The following is an 18,396-nucleotide window of genomic DNA, read 5'->3' on the forward strand; positions in this document are numbered from 1 at the left end:
TCGGATACTGAATATATCTCATTGGAGTTCATCGACAACGCGCCCTAGCGTGAAGGCTTTACGAACCAGGAAGCCTGTCCATGTCGCTATTGCTTACTCCCGAGAACACCCTGCCGGTCGATGGCGTGGCCGGTACCCTGATCGGTCGCGCCTGGGTCCCGGGGCGGATCGCCGGGCCTTCGCCGATCGTGCTGCGCAGTGACGGCGTGTTCGACCTCTCGGAGCATTTCGCGACCTTGAGCGATCTGCTGGAAACGCCCTCACCCCTCGCGTCGGCGCGACAGGCGCCGGGCACCTTCCTGGCCAGCGTCGAAGACCTGTTGGCCAACACCGGCCCACACGCTGATCCGGCCAAGCCGTTCCTGTTGCCGCCGCTGGATCTGCAAGTGATCAAGGCCGCCGGCGTGACCTTCGCCGCGAGCATGATCGAACGGGTGATCGAGGAACAGGCCGGCGGCGACGCGGCCCGGGCCGAAGCCGTGCGCGCCACGGTCCACGGCGTGATCGGTGACAACCTGCGCTCGATCGTGCCGGGTTCCGAGCAAGCCATGCGCCTCAAGGCGTACCTCATCGAGCAAGGCATGTGGTCGCAATATCTGGAAGTCGGCATCGGCCCGGACGCGGAAATCTTCACCAAGGCGCCGGTCCTGGCCGCCGTGGGCAGCGGCAGCCAGATCGGCATTCATCCGGCCTCGCAATGGAACAACCCGGAGCCCGAAGTGGTGCTGGCGGTTGACAGCCGGGGCCGGATCCACGGCGCGACCCTGGGCAACGACGTCAACCTGCGGGACATCGAGGGCCGCAGTGCGCTGTTGCTGAGCAAGGCCAAGGACAACAACGCCTCGTGCGCCATCGGGCCGTTCATTCGCCTGTTCGACGAGCAGTTCAGCCTGGACGACGTGCGCGCTTGCGAAGTCGACCTGCAAGTACACGGGGAAGACGGCTACCGCCTGCACGGCTGCAGTTCCATGAGCCAGATCAGCCGCGATCCGCAGGACTTGGCCAGCCAGACACTCAACGCCAACCATCAATACCCGGATGGCTTCCTGCTGTTTCTCGGTACCCTTTTCGCCCCCACCGAGGACCGTGATCATGCCGGCAGCGGTTTCACCCATAAACTCGGTGACCGGGTCAGCATCAGCAGCCCGTTGCTGGGCGGCCTGCATAATCAGGTGAACCACAGCTGCAACGCCGCACCGTGGACCTTCGGCGTAGGCGCCCTGTTGCGTAATCTTGCCGCACGGGGACTGCTCGACCGCTGAGCTCGACCGATCGTCGATTCATCCAATTACAAGAGAGAAATGAATCATGAGTGACACGCCAAAACGCCGCCTGCGCAGCGAGCAATGGTTCAACGACCCGGCCCACGCGGACATGACCGCGCTGTATGTCGAACGCTACATGAACTATGGGATGACCCGCGAGGAGCTGCAATCGGGACGGCCGATCATCGGCATCGCCCAGACCGGCAGCGACCTGACGCCCTGCAACCGCCATCACCTGGAACTGGCGCAACGGGTCAAGGCCGGTATCCGTGATGCCGGTGGCATTCCAATGGAATTCCCGGTTCACCCCATCGCCGAACAGTCTCGCCGGCCCACGGCGGCGCTGGACCGTAACCTGGCTTATCTGGGCCTGGTGGAAATCCTCCACGGTTATCCGCTGGACGGCGTGGTGCTCACCACCGGTTGCGACAAGACCACCCCCGCCTGCCTGATGGCGGCGGCGACCACCGACCTGCCGTCGATCGTGTTGTCCGGCGGGCCGATGCTCGACGGCCGCCACAAGGGCGAGCTGATCGGCTCCGGCACAGTGCTCTGGCACGCACGCAACCTGATGGCCGCTGGCGAGATCAACTACGAAGGCTTCATGGAAATGACCACGGCGGCCTCGCCCTCCGTCGGCCACTGCAACACCATGGGCACCGCCCTGTCGATGAACGCACTGGCCGAAGCCCTTGGCATGTCGTTGCCAGGTTGCGCAAGCATCCCGGCGCCTTACCGCGAGCGCGGACAGATGGCCTACGCCACCGGCAAGCGCATCTGTGAACTGGTGCGCCAGGACGTGCGCCCCTCGCAGATCATGACCCGCGAAGCGTTCGAGAACGCCATCGCTGTCGCTTCGGCATTGGGCGCATCGAGCAACTGCCCGCCGCACCTGATCGCCATCGCCCGGCACATGGGCGTCGAATTGAGCCTGGACGACTGGCAACAAATCGGCGAGGACGTGCCGCTGTTGGTCAACTGCATGCCCGCCGGCAAATACCTGGGCGAAGGTTTCCACCGTGCCGGCGGCGTCCCGGCGGTCATGCATGAACTGCAAAAGGCCGGACGCCTGCACGAACACTGCGCCACCGTCAGCGGCAAGACCATCGGTGAGATCGTCACCGGCAGCCTGACCTGCGACGCCGATGTCATCCACCCCTTCGAGACCCCGCTCAAACACCGCGCCGGCTTCATCGTGCTCAGCGGCAATTTTTTCGACAGCGCGATCATGAAGATGTCAGTGGTGGGCGAGGCGTTCCGCAAGACCTACCTGTCCGAACCCGGCGCCGAGAACAGCTTCGAAGCGCGGGCCATCGTCTTCGAAGGGCCGGAGGACTACCACGCGCGCATCGACGACCCGGCACTGGACATCGACGAGCGCTGCATCCTGGTGATTCGCGGCGCCGGCACCGTGGGCTATCCCGGCAGCGCCGAAGTGGTGAACATGGCCCCGCCAGCGGCGCTGATCAAGCGCGGCATCGACTCCCTGCCCTGCCTGGGCGATGGCCGCCAGAGCGGCACCTCGGCGAGCCCGTCGATCCTCAACATGTCCCCGGAAGCCGCCGTCGGCGGTGGCCTGGCGCTGCTACAGACCAACGACCGGCTGAGAGTCGACCTGAATACCCGCACCGTGAACCTGCTGGTGGACGAGGCCGAAATGGAGCGACGGCGCCTCGCATGGACGCCGAACATCCCGCCTTCGCAAACGCCTTGGCAGGAGCTGTACCGGCAACTGGTCGGGCAGCTGTCCACCGGGGGTTGCCTGGAACCAGCCACGTTGCACTTGAGGGTGATCGCTCGCAGCGGGGAGCCGCGGCATTCTCATTGATCTTGGTGAACAGGCACGCTGTCCTTCCGCAACCAGATGAAGTCATGGACAGCGGCCTTTGATGATCCGGCTATTTGAAGCTATCTTTCGTTTCAGCAAAGAACCAACCGCAGCCGTATGCTGCCTGAAATCAAGGATGAATCATGATTCGACCCTCCTTTTCCAGCGCGTGGGCGGCCTCGCAACGGATCTACGACCCCATCAATCCATCTGAAAAAGTTGCGACAATTATCGGGGGCAACGTGGCCCTGAACATCAACAGCAGTCACCCGACCGCCAGGTGGGTCAACACTTGTGCGGTTCGCATGAGCTACATCCTCAATTACTCCGGCTCACTTATCCCACATATACGGGGAAAAACCGTGTCGGGTGCCGACAAGCGTTGGTATTTCCACCTCGTCAAGGATTTGATTTCATACCTGGAACAGCAGTGGGGACGTGCCGAGACGGTCAAGTATCCGGCTGCGGATGGCGGCACCCTCGCAGGGAAGAAGGGGCTCATCCTGTTCGAGATCTCCGGTTGGGAGGACGCCAAGGGCCACGCCACGTTGTTTGACGGCAGGATGTGTTATGACCACTGCTATTTCAATGAACCGGGCGTGAACTATAAAACCGACCAGGCGAACTTCTGGAGCTTGCCGTGATGAAAGCCTTCACCGCACTCCTGTTATCGGCCTGGGCAATCGCGCCTGGCGTGAATTGGGCCAAGGATGGACCGAGCGATTCCCCACAGGCAGGCGGACGCACCTACGCGCAAAACTACAAGGACATGGTACTGGCGGACTGCATCGCGACAGCCTACAAAGGTGAACCTGACGCGGCCCAGGATGCCGGTAGCAGCGCCAGTGCGCTGATGGACTGGACGTATTTCGACCTTGAGCAAGCGCCCCAGGTCGGCAAACCGTTGATCGATCAATTCCTGGCCCGTGATTATCGCAATCCTGTGGTGGAATCGGAACGTCCGGGGGTCCGCTTCGAGCTGCTCAAATGCCTCGATCTTTATCACAGCAAAGAACTCGACAATCAGGTCAAGCAACTGGTTATCGATCCTGATCACACTTACCGCCAAGACAATCCGCCACGGCAGAAAAGCAACTGACGCGATCTAATCATGACGGAGTCTGGTATTGCATCGCCTGGTACAGCACCCGATACGCCGCCACCAACTGCCCCAGCGTGAACGCCCGGTTGCGTCCGCTGGGGTTGGGCAAGACCCAGACCTCGGCGCCGCCGAACGCTTGCGCCTGGCGCCCCCATGCCACGTCCTTTTTTCGCACCAACCCGGCGTAGGCAGACTTACCGAGGAACGCCAGGCAGCGGGGCGCATGGCGGATGATCTTCTGTTCGAAGCTCGCCGCCACCGAGGTGAACTCAGTGATGGACAGTTGATCCGCCCGCGCCGTCGGTCGCTCGACCACGATGGTCAAGCCACAACGGTATTGCAGGATTGACCGATCGTCCTCCGGCAGTAAGCGTTGCGGGGTGAACCCGGCGAGGTGAAGCGTGGGCCAGAACCGATTGCCTCGACCGGCAAAATGATGCCCCTGGGCCGCCGCCATCAGGCCAGGGTTGATACCGCAAAACACCACCGCCAGATTTTCCGCGAGGATGTCTTCGAGGCCTGGCATCAGGCTGCCCGGCCGCACATGAGGCTGATCGCGGCGCGCGCAAGGCCGTCAAGTTGAGTGGACCGCTTCAGCCTGATTGCTGGCGGCCTGGAGACGATGATAAGAACTGCGGCACGGGCTAAAAATGGAGCGCCGGGACAAACACTGTTGCCAGAATTCATATGAATAGGCGTCGCGCCCGACTGCACGTTGCCGGGCCTTCGGTGGACATGAGCGGCGCTTGCCGTGCTCAGAGGTTCCCGAGCATTTCCCACAACGACGCACCCACCCCGGTGATGCTCTCCCCGGCGATCAACCCCGCCGCCGCGGTAATCGCGAAGCGTTCGGTGAGGCTCGGCCAGCGGCAGCTCACCAGCCAGGTGAGCACGGCGCCGAGGGCCATCATCAGCGAGACCGAGGCCGGCAGCACAAATGCCAGGCCCAAGGCTGCGGTGCTGGGCAGGTAGCGGGCGCGATGGGCCGGCAGCAAGCTATCGAGAATGCCCAGCAGCAAACCGGCGAAACCACCGATGAAGATCGCCCAGCGGATGCTCGCCGACAACGAGTCCAGGCCATGGGTCAGGGTCTGCGCGACGGCCTTCCAGGTGGCGACTGCCGGAGCTGGCCATTCTTCGGTGAGTAGCATGGTTTGCGGGTCGGGGATCAACGCCAGGTAGGCCAGCACGCCGACGATACTGCCGATGAAAATCCCCAGCGTCTGGGCCAGCAGTTGCTTGCGCGGCGTCGCGCCGATTGCCCGGCCGACCTTGAAGTCGTTCATCAAGTCCGTGCATTGCCCGGCCGAACCGCCGGCCGTGTTGGCGCTCATCAGGTTGATCGGCACCTGCCCCGGCGCGACGATGCCGAAGCTCAGTTGGGACAACTGCCCGATGGCGCCGATGGGCGGGATACCCGTGGCGCCCACCACCCGGGCCGCCACCGCCGCCAGGCAGATGGCCAGGGGAATGGTCAGCAACGCCATCCACGGATTGATGCCAAACAACACCGCTTGCAGGCTGACCACCAGAACGATCGCCAGCAAAAACCCAATCGCGGGCCCGGCCTTGGGGATCGCCCAGGTTGTCCCGCCGCTGGCCTTGGTGGACGCGTGCAGCGTCCACAGGCGGATCGCCAGGGAAGCCAGGGTCGAGCAGACCATCAGGCTCACGCCCGGCCACAGCAACCATTCCACCAGCACCGCGAATTGTGGGCCGCTGCTGCCGGGCGGCATTTGCACCAGGCCATTTTCCAACAACCACGGCGCCAACCCGCCCCACGCCAGCAGTGCGCCGAGCAATAGGGTCAGGCCGACACGGATGCCGATGATGCCGCCGAATCCCACCAGCAACAGCGAAGGGTCGGCGGTGAATGTGAGCCGTTCCAGCTGGGCGCTCGGCGACCAGCGTGGGATGGCCCAAACGAACGTGTCGACCCACTTCGCCAGCCCGGACAGCAGCGTCGCACCCAGCAACACCTTGAGGCGCGTCGCCGCTTCATGGCCATGGTTGTAGATATGCAGCAGGGTTTCCAGGGTCGCCATGCCCTCGGGAAACCTCAGGGCCTTGTCGTTGAGCAGCGAGGGTCGCAGGTACCAGGCGATCCAGATGCCCAGGAAACTCACTGAAAACACCCAGGCGACCATTGGCAAAGCGTCGAGTTGCTGGCCGGTCAGCAAGGTATACGCCGGGATCGGCGCCACCAGCCCGCCGGAGATGATCGATGCCGCGGCGGACGCCACGGTCTGGTTGATGTTGCTTTCATGCAGCGTCCAGGGCAACCCGGCAGCCGAGCGCTTGGCCAGGCCTTGCCAGACACCGTAGCCGACCAGCAAGGCAATGATCGACATGTTGAACGACCAGCCGATCTTCAATCCCGCGTAGACATTGGAGGGCGTCAGGAGGATACCGAGCACGATCCCGGTGATCACCGCGCGCGGGCTGAATTCACGCTCTACAGCGTGGACGTGCGGGGTCGAGGTTTGATCCATGCGAATTCCTTATCGGCAAAAACAGCACGGTCACCTGAGGTGACGACCTAGGCTCTGTACGAAATGTGTTCGCGCGAAGGCCAAACAAGGCGAAACGGGGCGAGGAAGCGGAGTGTACTGGAGTACATGAGCATTCCGAGCCTCGTTTCAACGCAGTATGGGCGAGTGCGGATACATTTCGTACAGAGCCTAACAAGTGAGCGCTGTATTGCCGTAAGGTTCATCCAGAGGGCAACCCCGGCATTGCGTTACCAACCCAGCTGCTTGTTGAAACCAAGGGCGTCGTAGTAGTCGTGCTGGGTGAGGATCTTGCCGTCCCTGAGCCGTATGAAACTGACGCCCTTGAAGCTCAAGGGGCGTCCCGTGGCCGGGGTTTCAGTGCTCCATGGCCCGGTATTGTTGCCCTTGAACTCCCATTCGAAGGCAATCCCTTCGCCTTTGAGAATCGGGTCGCCAAGCATTTTCCATTGCAGGTCGGGCACCGCCCGCATGAACACCTCGACCACCTGGCTCTTGGCATTTTCACGCCCCACCTGAGGCACGCCCACCGAGGCGTCGAGGAACTCGACATCCGGGGCGAAGTACTGGGCCGCCGCTTGGGCGTCATGGGCATTCCAGGCCTTCATGTAGCCGTGGATGATATCCAGCGTCTGTTCCTGGCCAGCCGCCAGGACACCATGGCTGGCGAGGATCAGGAGCAGGCCAAGCAGCATTGATTGGATTCGAGAGGTCATAGCGTCCAGCCTTTTCCAAGAGGTGTCGCCTGCCGTCGGAAACGACAGGCGTTCGAGTGCGTCTAGCGTTGCTTCCAGGCATCTGAAGCGGGGGCCGTGCCCTTCTCGTAGGGACGGAACAGCGCCATGTAGACGAGGCCGGCAAGAATCACGATGGCGCCCACCAGCACGATGCCGTAGTTCACGTACCAGGGCGCATCGGGTGTGCGTGGCCACGACATGTTGACGATGGCGAACACGCCGTAGCAGAGCGCGGCAATGTTCACGATCCAGCCCCAACGTCCGAGGGTGAATTGGCCCTGGGGTTTCCAGCCACGCAGGCGGGCATACAGCACACCGCTGACAATCATCTGGAAGGCCAGGTAGATGCCGATGGCGGCAAAACTCACCACCATCGCGACGGCGTTCTGCAAGTAGAAGCCAACGCACACGATGATCGCCGGCAGCACACCGCAGACCAGCAACGCCGCTGTCGGCACGTGGGTCTTGGGCGAGAGTTTTTTCAGCGTCGCGCTGCCCATGAGCATTTCATCCCGGGCGTAGGCGTAGAGCAGACGACTGGCCGAGGCCTGCAGGCTCAGCACGCAGGAAACGAACGAGACGGTGATCACGCCCATCACCACCCGGGACATCACCGGGCCGAACGCCGCGCCGAAAATCGTCGACATCGGGTCCTTGTCCTGTCCGGAAATCACCGCGGCGATATCAGGCACCGCGAGGATCAAGGCGAGCGCAGCGAAGATCGAAGCGGCGCCGCCGATCCAGATGGTCATGCGCATCGCCTTGGGCACCTGGCGGCTGGGGTTCGGTGTTTCTTCGGCAACGTCGCCACAGGCTTCGAAACCGTAGTAGAGGAACATCCCCGCCAAGGAAGCCGCGAGGAACGCCGGCCAGTAGGCCCCGTCGATGGAAATATCAAACGTATCGAACAGCACGCTCAAGGGCTGGTGACGCTCGAAAATCAGCAGGTAGCCGCCGATCACCAGGGCACCGACCAACTCACAGAGAAAGCCGAACATTGCCACCCGTGCCAGCAGCTTGGTGCCGCTGAGGTTCAAGACCGTCGCGGCGGCGGTCAGCACCAGGGCCACCAGGGTGTTGGTGACCGGCGAAGGTTCGAAACCCAGCAGGCTGGCGATATAGGGACCGGCCCCCAGCGCCACCGCCGCAATGGTGACGCACAGCGAAATGGCGTAGATCCATCCGACCATCCACGCCCACTTCTTGCCCACCAGGCGCCGGGCCCACGGGTAGACGCCACCGGAAATCGGATACTGGGACACGACTTCGCAAAAAATCAGGCACACCAGCATCTGGCCGAACCCCACCAACAGGTAGGACCAGAACATCGGCGGCCCGCCGGCCGCCAGGCACAAACCAAACAAGGTGTAGACGCCGACCACCGGCGACAGATAAGTGAAGCCGAGGGCAAAGTTCTGCCACAGGCTCATGCTGCGTTCAAAATTCGAGGTGTATCCCAGCGCACGGAGTTGCTCCGCATCCTGGTCCACCGCCACCGAGGCATTCATCGAGCTGTTCATTTCACCATCCTTCAGCAGGAAAATTGTTGTTGTAAGCGTCGAACAGGCCGCATCCCAGCGCTTAGAGCTGTATCCAGGTGGCCTTGATCTCGGTGTATTTGTCGAAGGCATGCAAGGACTTGTCGCGGCCGTTGCCGGACTGCTTGTAGCCACCGAACGGCGCCATCATGTCGCCGCCGTCGTACAGGTTGACCCAGACACTTCCGGCCCTGAGCGCACGGGCGACGTTGTGGGCACGGGACAGGTCAGCCGTCCAGACCGCAGCCGCCAGCCCATAGGGCGTGTCATTGGCGATACGCACCGCCTCCTCGGCATCGTCGAATTCGATCACCGAGAGGACGGGCCCGAAGATCTCCTCCCGAGCGATCTTCATCCCATTGCTGACATTGTCGAACAGCGTCGGCTCGACGTAGCTGCCACCGCTCTCCTCCAACGCCACGCGCCCACCCAGCAATAACCGCGCCCCCTCCTCCTGCCCGCCCTGGATACGCTGCAGCACCCCTTCCAGGTGGCGGCTGTCCACCAACGCGCCCACGTTGGTCTCGGGATCGAGTGGATGCCCCGGCTTCCACGCCTTCAGCGCCTCGATGACCATCGGCACGAACCGTGCCTTGATGGACGCCTGGACCAGCAAACGTGAACCGGCGGTGCAGACTTCGCCCTGATTGAAGGCGATGGCGGCGGCCGCCGCTTCGGCAGCGACCTGCAGGTCGGGCGCGTCGGCGAACACGATGTTCGGGCTTTTACCGCCGGCCTCGAGCCAGACCCGCTTCATGTTCGATTCGCCGGCGTACACCAAGAGCTGCTTGGCCACTTGGGTCGAACCGGTGAACGCCAGGGTGTCGACGTCACGGTGCAGGGCCAGCGCCTTGCCGACGGTGCCGCCGTAACCCGGAAGAACATTGAGCACACCCGCCGGCAAACCCGCCTCGAGGGCCAACTGGGCGATACGGATGGCGGTCAGCGGCGAACGCTCCGAGGGCTTCAGGATGACCGAGTTGCCGGTCGCCAGCGCCGGTCCCAGTTTCCACGACGCCATCATCAGCGGGAAATTCCACGGCACGATGACCGCCACCACGCCAACCGGTTCGCGGGTCACGAGGCCGAGTTGGTCAGGCGCCGTGGCGGCGACCTCATCGTAGATCTTGTCGATGGCCTCGCCACACCAGCGAATACTGTCGATGGAACCGGGCAGGTCCACCGCCAGCGCATCGCTGATCGGCTTGCCCATGTCCAGGGTTTCCAGCAACGCCAATTCCTCGGAATGGGCCTCCAACAGATCGGCAAAACGCAGCATGACCGCCTTGCGCTTCGCCGGTGCCAGGCGCGACCAGACGCCCGAATCGAAGGCCGACCGGGCATTGGCGACCGCCAGGTCGGCATCTGCCCCATCGCAACTGGCAACCGCGCCCAACAAACGCCCATCGATTGGGCTTATGCAATCGAAGGTCGCCCCTGAACAGGCCGGCACATAGCGTCCGTCGACAAAGGCACGCCCTTCGATGTCCAGCGCGTTGGCTCGGGTTTCCCACTCTGCTCGGCTCATGTGACTCATGGTGAAGGGTGCTCCTGGGTTCGATGATGCGATCTGGGCTCGCTTAAACATATGGAACCATATCTTTTAGACCCTGAGAACCCCCGCCGATACGAATAAAGGCACGATTCTTTGACTTGCAGTGCCTCGAATCCCTAGAATCCCCAGGCGTCCGAGAGACGAAAGCGGATTAAAAACTGAAATAGAATTTTTAAGCACACGCGGAACCGTTCGCGCTTGACGCCACATCGGACGCTTGCCACAGGTGTCAATGACCCCGTTTATGAATGAATCGACCATGAGCCCCACATCGAGCCTCATACGCGTCAACCAGGAAGGGAAAACGGAATCCGTCACCCGCCGCCTGATTGAAATGATCGACCTCGGGCTGCTCGTCGAGGGCGAACAGCTGCCCAGCGAAAACAGCCTGTCCACCCAGCTCGGCGTCGCTACGGTCACGCTGCGCGATGCCCTGGCGGCGTTGCGCGAGCGCGGGGTGATCGAAACCCGGCGCGGTCGCAACGGCGGGAGTTTCATCTGCGCCGCGCCCGTGACTTCGGAGGAGGCGCTGTTCGACCAGTTGCGGGAAATCAGCACCTTGCAGTTGCGTGACCTGGCCGATGAACACTGTGCAATTTCAGGTGCTGCCGCCCGATTGGCGGCCCAGCGAGCCGGCCCGGAGCAGCATGCGCGGCTGGACGGCTTCATCGAGGCCTTGGCAAACGCCAAGGAGCGTCGAGAGCGGCGGCGCGCCGATGCCCGGTTTCATATCGAGATTGCAGTGGCGGCGCAGTCCGTGCGGCTGACCCACAGCGAGGCGCGCTTGCAGGCGGAACTGGGCGAACTGCTGTGGCTGCCGTTCGCCGGCCAGCCGGATCCCCAAGCCATTGAACGCGAACACCGGGCCATCCTCGAAGCCATCATTGCCAACGACAGCAACCTGGCCGGCGCCCTTGCCGAAGCCCATGTGGCACGCGGCATCCGCCGCCTCAGCAGTGTGCGGTTGCAACAGATGGCGCAGGACGCCGGATGAGTGGAACAGAACTTGCTGAACGAATGACTCGCCCTGCAGCTCGACGTCCAGCCCGCGTCGCCTGCCTCCCGCAGCATACCCTCCGAGTCATGAGGTAGAGCCATGGCCAATGAAATGTCGGCACACGAACTGACCCAATGCGCAGCGCTGATCAACGCTTCGATTAGTAACGTCTTCAAAGGCCTCGAGGCACTGGGTGCCCAGGTATCGAGCATTTGGGAACAGCAACGGTGCAAGGCGAAGCAACCCGACCAAGGCGATCTCAAGCCGCTGCTGGCGGTCGTCCGGCGGATCCTCGACTCCGAAAGCCTCAAGTTCCACGGCGCCGGCGTGGTCTTTGCGCCGGGGGAACTGAAGGATTGCGAGATGCACCTGCAATGGTGGTGTCGCACCCAGCAGGAAGCGATACAGCCGCTGAAGCTGAACCTCAACAGCCGCAGCGATCGCTTCTACGACTACCTGCACATGCCGTGGTACACCCGTCCCCAGCAAACTCGCCGGCCGTCCATCGAAGGGCCTTTTGTCGATTTGTATGGCACCGAGCAGTACATCGTGGCGTTTTCGCTGCCGATCTTCTTCGATGATCGCTTCATCGGCGTCGCCGCTGCCGATATTTCCCTGCACTCCCTGGAGCCCTTGCTGGTGCGCAGCCTCATGCGGATCAGCAATGAAGCGCTGCTACTCAACGCCGAGGGCCGGGTGCTTGCCGCCAACACGTCGAGCTGGCTGGCCGGCGATCTGATCCGCGACACCTTGAATCAGGACATGGAACACAGCCGGGTGTTGAGCCTGATCGATACGTCGTCCTATTGGAGCGTGGTGGAACGGCCCGCCCCACGAATTTGACCACGGCCCTCAAGCAGCCCCTGGCCCAGCCGATAACCTCAGTGACGAAGGCCCTCAGGCCTCGCCCGGCTCTGCTGGTTGCATAGGGTAATGATCAATGGCTTGGCAGCTTAATCGCTTACTGATGTTCGGCGTCCTGATGCTCCTGGTTGCAGGGGGATCGGCGTTGGCCATCGCGGCAGAGCCGCCGCTGCGCATCGTCACCGAGGAATTGCCGCCCTACAACATGACGCAGGACGGGCGCGTGACTGGCATGAGCACCGAGGTGGTCGAGGCCGTGCTCAAGGAAGTCGGCATGACAGCATCGATCCAGCCCATGCCCTGGGCACGTGCCTACGAACTGGCGCTCAATGAAAGCAACGTCCTGATTTATTCGATTGTGCGCACGCCTGAGCGTGAATCGCTGTTCCAGTGGATCGGCGCCATCGCTCCGACCAAGTGGTACATCTACTCGCTGGCCGACCGGCCGGTGAAACTCAACTCCCTGGCCGACGCCCACGGGCACCAGATTGCGACCGTCAATCAGGACGTGGGCGAACAATACCTGGTCTCGAAGGGCTTTCGCATCGGCGAGGAACTGCAGTCCAGCACCAAGTACGAACACAACTACCGCAAGCTCAAGGTCGATCACGTAGAGCTGTGGATTTCCAACGAACTCAACGCGCTGTACCTGACCCGCCAGAATGGCGAAGATCCGGACAAAGTCCTGATCCAGTCGCTGCCCCTGCCCGAACTCAGCAGCGCCGACGGCCTGAACATGGCGTTCAGCCGCAAGACGCCGCCGCAGACCGTGGAAAAATTCCGCGCCGGCCTGGAGGCCATTCGTCGCAACGGCGTCTACGATGCCATCGCGCGCAAGTGGTTGTGAAATGGACGGTAGATTCCGCCCGTCTCCGTCCGTGCAACCACAGGCCAAGGCACTCAGCTCGCTCGGGCGGAGGCTGGTGCTCGCGACCTTGTTGTTCTGCCTGCTGTTCACCCTGGCAATGGTGACATGGCGAACCTGGCTCGCGTGGGAGAACAACCTGGCGGAAATGAACTCCGAGCTGGGACTGATCGATCAGGTATTCCGGGACACCTTGGCCCATGCGATCTGGGAAATGGATCGCGAATCCCTGGACAAGCAACTCACCAGTGTCGCGAGCGCCGCGCCCGTCGGACGCGTGGTGCTGAACATCCTGCGGCCCGGTCGATCCCCGGAGATCATCGAGCTCAATCGCTACGCTTCCGGTGCCGCATCGGGTGCGGCGCCGGTGCTGCATCGCGAGCTTGTCGCCGAACCCTACCTGGGCGCCCATGAAAAAGTCGGCGAGCTGACCATCGAAGGCGACAACCGACTCCTGTGGGAGCGTCTTTGGGGTGAAGCACGCAGCATCGTCATCACCCAGATCATCCAATCCATGCTGCTGGCCGGGTTGGTGATGACCATGTTCAATCGCCTGGTGACCATTCATGTGGTGCACATCGCCCGGCATCTGGGCGCGCTCGCGCCGCAGACGCTCCAGCGTCACCTCAAGCTGCAGCGCTCGGTCAATCGCCAGGATGAACTGAGCTTGCTGGAATCCCAGGTCAACGAACTGCAGGACAACCTCCGCGCACACCTGGAGCGCCAGCGCACGGACGAACTGGCGATTGCCGCCAGCCGCGACCAATTGGTGGAGCTGGTCGAGGCGCGTACCGCAGAGCTCAAGGCCGCCAACGACGCCCTTGAAACGTTGTCGCGCCACGATGCCTTGACGGGTTTGGCCAACCGTCGTCATTTCGACGAGTTGAAGGAAGTTGAATTCAACCGCGCCATCCGCCATCGGACGCCCCTGGCCCTGCTCATGTGCGACGTGGATTTCTTCAAGATCTACAACGACACCTATGGCCACGTGAACGGCGACCAATGCCTGCAACAGATCGCCGACACCCTGCGTGAGGTGTATGGGCGCTCCGGCGAATTGACCGCGCGGATCGGTGGCGAGGAGTTCGTCGTGGTGCTGCCCAACGTGGACACGCAGCAGGCCTGCGATGCGGCCCAACGGCTGCGCGCCGCACTGGCGGAACGCCAATTGCCCCACAGCGGCTCATCGGTCTCCCCTTTCGTCACCTTGAGCATCGGCGTCGCCCAACTGGACCCCGAAGCCATGGACCATTTCGATCAACTGATGCAACGCGCCGACCAGGCGCTGTACCGGGCCAAGCACCAGGGGCGCAACCGCGTTTCCCTCTGAACACAACGCCAGCCACGAGGTTTGTATGCGCCACCACCTGATGCTCTACGCGTTCGTATTGCTGGCCCTGGTCACCGTCAAAAGCCAGGCCGATACCATCGAAGTCGTCACCGAAGACTCGCTGTACGCCTACCTGCTCGACGACAAACTGGTCGGCCCCGGCATTCACATTACCTCCGACACCTTGAAAAACGCCGACCTCGGCGACTACCACATGGCTTTGTATCCCTGGGCACGGGCCTACGAAATGGCCCTGCGCGAGCCCAACGTGCTGATTTTCCCCCTCGACCGCACGCCGGCCCGGGAGCAACTGTTCAAATGGGTCGGTGAAATCCATCGTTCCACCAGCCGGCTCTACAAACTGCGAGACGCCGAACCCATCAGGATCGGTAATCTCGAAGAGGCCAAGCAGTACAGCATCGGCGTGGTGCGCAACGACGCCAAGCAGATCTACCTGCAGGATCGCGGCTTCAAGAGATTGGTCGTGTCGGCGGACAATCACGATAACTTTCAGAAGCTGCTCAATCATCAGGTGCAACTGGTGCCGATGCCCGAGAACACCGCACGCCTGATGAGCCAGGATGCCCAGATGGATTTCAACCTGCTGGAGGAAGTCTACGCATTGGATGAACAACCCCACCGGGTCTACCTGGCCTTCAGCCTGAACACGCCGGACGAAACCGTCGCCAAGGCCCAACGCGCGTTCGAGCAACTCAAGGCTTCGGGCGAGGTGGAGCGCATCATGAAGGAAAAACGCTGACGGGCGACAGCGGTCAGCGGCGTTGAACTCTGCTATCGAAAACCCGTCCAGACCTTCACATGCCAGTGGGAGTGAGCCTGCTCGCGAAGACGTCGGCCCATTCGACATCGACGGCGGCTGACACACCGATTTCGCGAGCAGGCTCGCTCCCACAGGCCGGGTTTTGCTACCTGCGGTGGAGACTTTCGATGAGCGCGCTGAACACGATGCCGAATGCCATACAGACGCTGATGCTGGAGCGCAACGACTGGGTGCCCAACAACCCGCGCCTGCCCGTGATCATTTATCGGGATGCGATGACCAACCAGGCAGGCGACCTGGCCACCCGCATCGAAGAGGTCTTTCGCGCCAACGGCTGGCCGCCGCAATGGCGCTACGGGATCTACGACTTCCATCACTACCACACCCAGGGCCACGAAGCCCTGGGCGTCGCCAGCGGCCAGGCGCGCCTGATGCTCGGCGGGCCCGATGGGCAGGTCGTCGAGGTCAAGGCTGGCGATGTATTGCTGCTGCCCGTCGGCACCGGGCATTGCAACCTGGGCGCCAGCGACGACTTCCTGGTGGTCGGGGCGTACCCACCCGGCCAGGAGGCCGACATCCGCCGCGAAGCGCCGAACGAGGCGCAGCTCGCGGCCATCGACACGCTGCCGTTTCCTGATCGGGATCCGGTGCTAGGCAGCGAGGGTGGCGTTACCCGGTACTGGTCGGATCCCCACTGAGATTTCACCCCATCGCGCTCATCGTCCGTCCTAGATCATCGGCGAACTGCTCACCACCCGCAGCGCCAGCCCTTCGAACGCATCCAGGGTAATGGTGAACTCGCCCTCGTCCGTGAGATCCCCTTCGACCCGCTCATTGATAATGTCCACCACCGGTCCCGGTGCGATACCTGGCAGGTGCAGGGTTTCAGTGATCGGCGTCGAGCCGAAGTTCAGCGCGGTGATCTGCGTGCCTTTGCCGGCCGGCAGCTCGTGGACCATGATCAGCAACCCCGGATGCTCGACGTCCGGAATCAGTATCTGCCGGCTCGCCGCGATGTCGTAGGCCCGGCGTGCGGCCAGGATCCTGCGCAGTTGCGAGGCGAACGAATCCGGATCCTCCAATTGACTTGGCAGGCTGCCGTACAACGTCCTGGCCCGGGGCATCTGCCCAGCCGACAACGGCGCCTCCGGATTGAGGTCCACCAAGTCATAGGCACCGCGATGAATCCAGCGCGTGTCGCCGTCGCGCATCAGGTGTTCGACCTGCTCCGCCGGCAACGGCAACGCTCCCACCAGATCCCAGCCCGACAAGGCGAACACGCCCGGCTGCATGGCGTTGAACATCACCAGCAACAGATGGACCTGGCGAATCTGCTGGATATCGGCGGCGGTGATCGTATCGAGGTCGCGAATGCCCAACGCGGCGGTGATGATACTGGCCGTGGTGCAGGACACGCCGTTGGTCACGAACCTGAGATTGTACGGGGCGTGTTCCCCGGACAGGCGCTCATACATTTGCTCGCGAATGTGCTCGCGCAAGATGCTGCCGGGGAACGTCTGGCCTTGGTACAGGTACGTGTCGTGGGCGTGCAGCGTCCAGAAATGCACCAGCTCCAGGGTCAATTCGTCGTGGTTCTGCAACGCGTGGATCAGCGACCCTGGATCGATGCCGAAGGCGTGCATCTGGCGCAGCATCAACCGCAGGAATTCGGTGTCGCCCATCAGCAACGCGTGTTGGTAGGCCGGGCGCGTGATGAAGTCATAGGACAGGTCCGCCCCGCCGTGGGACATGGCGGCGATGTCATCGAGGGTCAGGTTCAGTTCCTGGAAACTGAAACCGCCGGCCTTGCGAATCGCACCGCCGAGCAACTGGTTGCCGGTGATCGACAACGGATGGCTCTCGGACCAGGCGGTACCGTCGAGCTTGCGTTCCACGCCAAGGAAACCGTTGGCGTCCAGGCGCAGGATCTTCGCGCCCATGCAATCGATGGCGTGCAGCGCATCGCCGATGATCATCTGTTGCGCGGCAAAGCTTGGGTCGAGCCAGTTCAACGACGGCTGGCCTTCCTTGAAATAATGCAGGTAGACCCAACGCCGCGGCTTGCCATCGACGCCTATGACGACAGGAGTCGCACTCCAGTCGGTTTCCTTGACGCCGGGCTCGAAGAAAATCACCCGCTGCAACTGGCCGACAATGTAGTGTTTGTCGCGCAGGGCATCCACCTGTTGCGCGGTGAGGTTCTGCGCATCACGCCCCTCCTCGACCTCCGGGAGCAGCGGCCAGTCTTCCTCGCGGATCTCCACCATATGGTAGAGCCCCGGATAATCTTCATAGGCCATTTCCGCCAGGCGAAAGTCCGCGCCCTTGCCGGTATGGGACGGGATGACATCGTCGATGACCACCGCGTTGTGGGCGGCGGCCATGCGCGTCAAAGCCTGTAGCTGGGCTTCGGTGCCCAATTCCGGGTCGATGTCGAAGCTGATGCGGTCGAAGTTGCCGTCGATGGTCGGCGTGTATTCGGCGCCGCGCAGGCCGCCTGATTGCTTCAGCGGGCCGTTGTGGATGCCCTGGATACCGATTTTCGACAGCGCATGCCACAAGGTTTCATCCCCCAGCGCTTCCAGCACCGTGCCCTCTTCCCGGGTGACGATGGAAGCCGGGTACGCGGTGAACCACACGGAGGATAGCGCCGAGGCGTCGCGGGGCCGGGTGTGCGCGAAGGGCTGTTGCCATAGACGTCCCTGCCCCGAATAGAGCTTGGCCCGCTGCCTCGCAGCCTTGAGCATCGATTGTTCGACCAGCCAGTCAATATGGTTTTTCTCAGCCATCGTCATGAAAACAATCACCTGTCGAGATAAAAAAACGCAGCAGTCCTGGTTTCCAAAGCTGCGGCTCGTTAGTCATCAGAGGCCTCGACCCGGCATTCGTTGCATTGAGGCAGGGGGCGGTTGTCATTCGCCGGACGGTCTGTTCGGCGTGAACTCTGAAAGGCCTCCCCTGGACAAATGTGGGAGCGAGCAGGCTCGCGAAGAGGTCCTTTCTGCCCACACCTCATGCCTGACC

Annotated in this window: 16 protein-coding genes; 10 read left to right on the plus strand and 6 right to left on the minus strand. The window is 62.5% G+C overall.

Annotated elements, in window-relative coordinates; translation table 11 throughout:
- The first annotated feature begins 80 nt into the window (after positions 1 to 80).
- The 4 genes from KSS97_RS16855 to KSS97_RS16870 all read left to right on the plus strand — a co-directional run bounded on the left by KSS97_RS16855 (position 81) and on the right by KSS97_RS16870 (position 4,192).
- Complete coding sequence (locus tag KSS97_RS16855; RefSeq protein ID WP_217859698.1) at positions 81 to 1,262, plus strand: fumarylacetoacetate hydrolase family protein; 1,182 nt, start codon at positions 81 to 83, stop codon at positions 1,260 to 1,262.
- Between the two features lie 46 nt (positions 1,263 to 1,308).
- The gene (locus KSS97_RS16860) at positions 1,309 to 3,093 is read left to right on the plus strand and encodes an IlvD/Edd family dehydratase (RefSeq protein ID WP_198795874.1); all 1,785 of its coding nucleotides are present in this window, start codon (positions 1,309 to 1,311) and stop codon (positions 3,091 to 3,093) included.
- A gap of 143 nt (positions 3,094 to 3,236) precedes the next feature.
- Positions 3,237 to 3,737, plus strand: a complete 501-nt coding sequence (locus KSS97_RS16865) for a type VI secretion system amidase effector protein Tae4 (RefSeq protein WP_030141629.1) — start codon at positions 3,237 to 3,239, stop codon at positions 3,735 to 3,737.
- Positions 3,737 to 4,192: a type VI secretion system amidase immunity protein Tai4 gene (locus KSS97_RS16870; RefSeq protein ID WP_030141630.1), complete on the plus strand. Its 456-nt coding sequence runs from the start codon at positions 3,737 to 3,739 to the stop codon at positions 4,190 to 4,192. The genes KSS97_RS16865 and KSS97_RS16870 overlap by 1 nt, the downstream gene beginning before the upstream one ends.
- 10 nt (positions 4,193 to 4,202) lie before the next feature.
- On the opposite strand, the gene mug is transcribed toward KSS97_RS16870, so the two are convergent.
- The 5 genes from mug to KSS97_RS16895 form a co-directional block, all read right to left on the minus strand.
- A complete protein-coding gene (gene mug / locus KSS97_RS16875) occupies positions 4,203 to 4,721 on the minus strand; it encodes a G/U mismatch-specific DNA glycosylase (protein WP_437127902.1) in 519 nt (172 codons plus the stop codon).
- A 229-nt stretch (positions 4,722 to 4,950) separates the two neighbouring features.
- The gene (locus KSS97_RS16880; RefSeq protein ID WP_217859699.1) at positions 4,951 to 6,687 is read right to left on the minus strand and encodes an OPT family oligopeptide transporter; all 1,737 of its coding nucleotides are present in this window, start codon (positions 6,685 to 6,687) and stop codon (positions 4,951 to 4,953) included.
- 248 nt (positions 6,688 to 6,935) lie between these two features.
- The gene (locus KSS97_RS16885) at positions 6,936 to 7,421 is read right to left on the minus strand and encodes an ester cyclase (protein ID WP_225936046.1); all 486 of its coding nucleotides are present in this window, start codon (positions 7,419 to 7,421) and stop codon (positions 6,936 to 6,938) included.
- A 62-nt stretch (positions 7,422 to 7,483) separates the two neighbouring features.
- Positions 7,484 to 8,962 (minus strand): APC family permease, encoded by a 1,479-nt coding sequence (locus KSS97_RS16890; protein WP_030141634.1) that lies wholly within the window; start codon positions 8,960 to 8,962, stop codon positions 7,484 to 7,486.
- A 61-nt stretch (positions 8,963 to 9,023) separates the two neighbouring features.
- Positions 9,024 to 10,517 carry an aldehyde dehydrogenase gene (locus KSS97_RS16895; protein WP_217859700.1) on the minus strand — a complete coding sequence of 498 codons (1,494 nt, stop codon included), beginning with the start codon at positions 10,515 to 10,517 and terminating at the stop codon, positions 9,024 to 9,026.
- Between the two features lie 277 nt (positions 10,518 to 10,794).
- Between KSS97_RS16895 and KSS97_RS16900 the strand changes: the two genes are divergently transcribed.
- From KSS97_RS16900 to KSS97_RS16925, 6 genes are all read left to right on the plus strand, one after another.
- On the plus strand, positions 10,795 to 11,529 hold the full coding sequence (locus KSS97_RS16900; protein ID WP_198795871.1) for a FadR/GntR family transcriptional regulator: 735 nt from the start codon (positions 10,795 to 10,797) through the stop codon (positions 11,527 to 11,529).
- Positions 11,530 to 11,631: 102 nt separating this feature from the next.
- Positions 11,632 to 12,375 carry a PDC sensor domain-containing protein gene (locus KSS97_RS16905; protein WP_030141637.1) on the plus strand — a complete coding sequence of 248 codons (744 nt, stop codon included), beginning with the start codon at positions 11,632 to 11,634 and terminating at the stop codon, positions 12,373 to 12,375.
- 97 nt (positions 12,376 to 12,472) lie between these two features.
- Positions 12,473 to 13,243, plus strand: a complete 771-nt coding sequence (locus KSS97_RS16910; protein WP_217859701.1) for a substrate-binding periplasmic protein — start codon at positions 12,473 to 12,475, stop codon at positions 13,241 to 13,243.
- Between the two features lies 1 nt (position 13,244).
- Positions 13,245 to 14,591, plus strand: coding sequence for a diguanylate cyclase (locus KSS97_RS16915; RefSeq protein WP_217859702.1), 1,347 nt, complete (start codon positions 13,245 to 13,247; stop codon positions 14,589 to 14,591).
- 25 nt (positions 14,592 to 14,616) lie between these two features.
- Positions 14,617 to 15,351 carry a substrate-binding periplasmic protein gene (locus KSS97_RS16920; protein ID WP_198795869.1) on the plus strand — a complete coding sequence of 245 codons (735 nt, stop codon included), beginning with the start codon at positions 14,617 to 14,619 and terminating at the stop codon, positions 15,349 to 15,351.
- Positions 15,352 to 15,539: 188 nt separating this feature from the next.
- Positions 15,540 to 16,070, plus strand: a complete 531-nt coding sequence (locus tag KSS97_RS16925) for a cupin (protein ID WP_217859703.1) — start codon at positions 15,540 to 15,542, stop codon at positions 16,068 to 16,070.
- A 30-nt stretch (positions 16,071 to 16,100) separates the two neighbouring features.
- Here KSS97_RS16925 and treS read toward each other — a convergent pair whose 3' ends face one another.
- The gene (gene treS / locus KSS97_RS16930) at positions 16,101 to 18,167 is read right to left on the minus strand and encodes a maltose alpha-D-glucosyltransferase (RefSeq protein WP_217859704.1); all 2,067 of its coding nucleotides are present in this window, start codon (positions 18,165 to 18,167) and stop codon (positions 16,101 to 16,103) included.
- Positions 18,168 to 18,396: the final 229 nt, after the last annotated feature.

The organism is Pseudomonas alvandae (genome assembly GCF_019141525.1).
GTDB lineage: Bacteria > Pseudomonadota > Gammaproteobacteria > Pseudomonadales > Pseudomonadaceae > Aquipseudomonas > Aquipseudomonas alvandae.

What these genes read in the sequence shown, in the direction of transcription:
- KSS97_RS16855 (WP_217859698.1), top strand. Translation starts at nt 81, where the DNA reads ATGTCGCTATTGCTTACTCCCGAGAACACCCTGCCGGTCGATGGCGTG.
- KSS97_RS16860 (WP_198795874.1), top strand. Translation starts at nt 1,309, where the DNA reads ATGAGTGACACGCCAAAACGCCGCCTGCGCAGCGAGCAATGGTTCAAC.
- KSS97_RS16865 (WP_030141629.1), top strand. Translation starts at nt 3,237, where the DNA reads ATGATTCGACCCTCCTTTTCCAGCGCGTGGGCGGCCTCGCAACGGATC.
- KSS97_RS16870 (WP_030141630.1), top strand. Translation starts at nt 3,737, where the DNA reads ATGAAAGCCTTCACCGCACTCCTGTTATCGGCCTGGGCAATCGCGCCT.
- mug (WP_437127902.1), bottom strand. Translation starts at nt 4,721, where the DNA reads ATGCCAGGCCTCGAAGACATCCTCGCGGAAAATCTGGCGGTGGTGTTT.
- KSS97_RS16880 (WP_217859699.1), bottom strand. Translation starts at nt 6,687, where the DNA reads ATGGATCAAACCTCGACCCCGCACGTCCACGCTGTAGAGCGTGAATTC.
- KSS97_RS16885 (WP_225936046.1), bottom strand. Translation starts at nt 7,421, where the DNA reads ATGACCTCTCGAATCCAATCAATGCTGCTTGGCCTGCTCCTGATCCTC.
- KSS97_RS16890 (WP_030141634.1), bottom strand. Translation starts at nt 8,962, where the DNA reads ATGAACAGCTCGATGAATGCCTCGGTGGCGGTGGACCAGGATGCGGAG.
- KSS97_RS16895 (WP_217859700.1), bottom strand. Translation starts at nt 10,517, where the DNA reads ATGAGTCACATGAGCCGAGCAGAGTGGGAAACCCGAGCCAACGCGCTG.
- KSS97_RS16900 (WP_198795871.1), top strand. Translation starts at nt 10,795, where the DNA reads ATGAGCCCCACATCGAGCCTCATACGCGTCAACCAGGAAGGGAAAACG.
- KSS97_RS16905 (WP_030141637.1), top strand. Translation starts at nt 11,632, where the DNA reads ATGGCCAATGAAATGTCGGCACACGAACTGACCCAATGCGCAGCGCTG.
- KSS97_RS16910 (WP_217859701.1), top strand. Translation starts at nt 12,473, where the DNA reads ATGGCTTGGCAGCTTAATCGCTTACTGATGTTCGGCGTCCTGATGCTC.
- KSS97_RS16915 (WP_217859702.1), top strand. Translation starts at nt 13,245, where the DNA reads ATGGACGGTAGATTCCGCCCGTCTCCGTCCGTGCAACCACAGGCCAAG.
- KSS97_RS16920 (WP_198795869.1), top strand. Translation starts at nt 14,617, where the DNA reads ATGCGCCACCACCTGATGCTCTACGCGTTCGTATTGCTGGCCCTGGTC.
- KSS97_RS16925 (WP_217859703.1), top strand. Translation starts at nt 15,540, where the DNA reads ATGAGCGCGCTGAACACGATGCCGAATGCCATACAGACGCTGATGCTG.
- treS (WP_217859704.1), bottom strand. Translation starts at nt 18,167, where the DNA reads ATGACGATGGCTGAGAAAAACCATATTGACTGGCTGGTCGAACAATCG.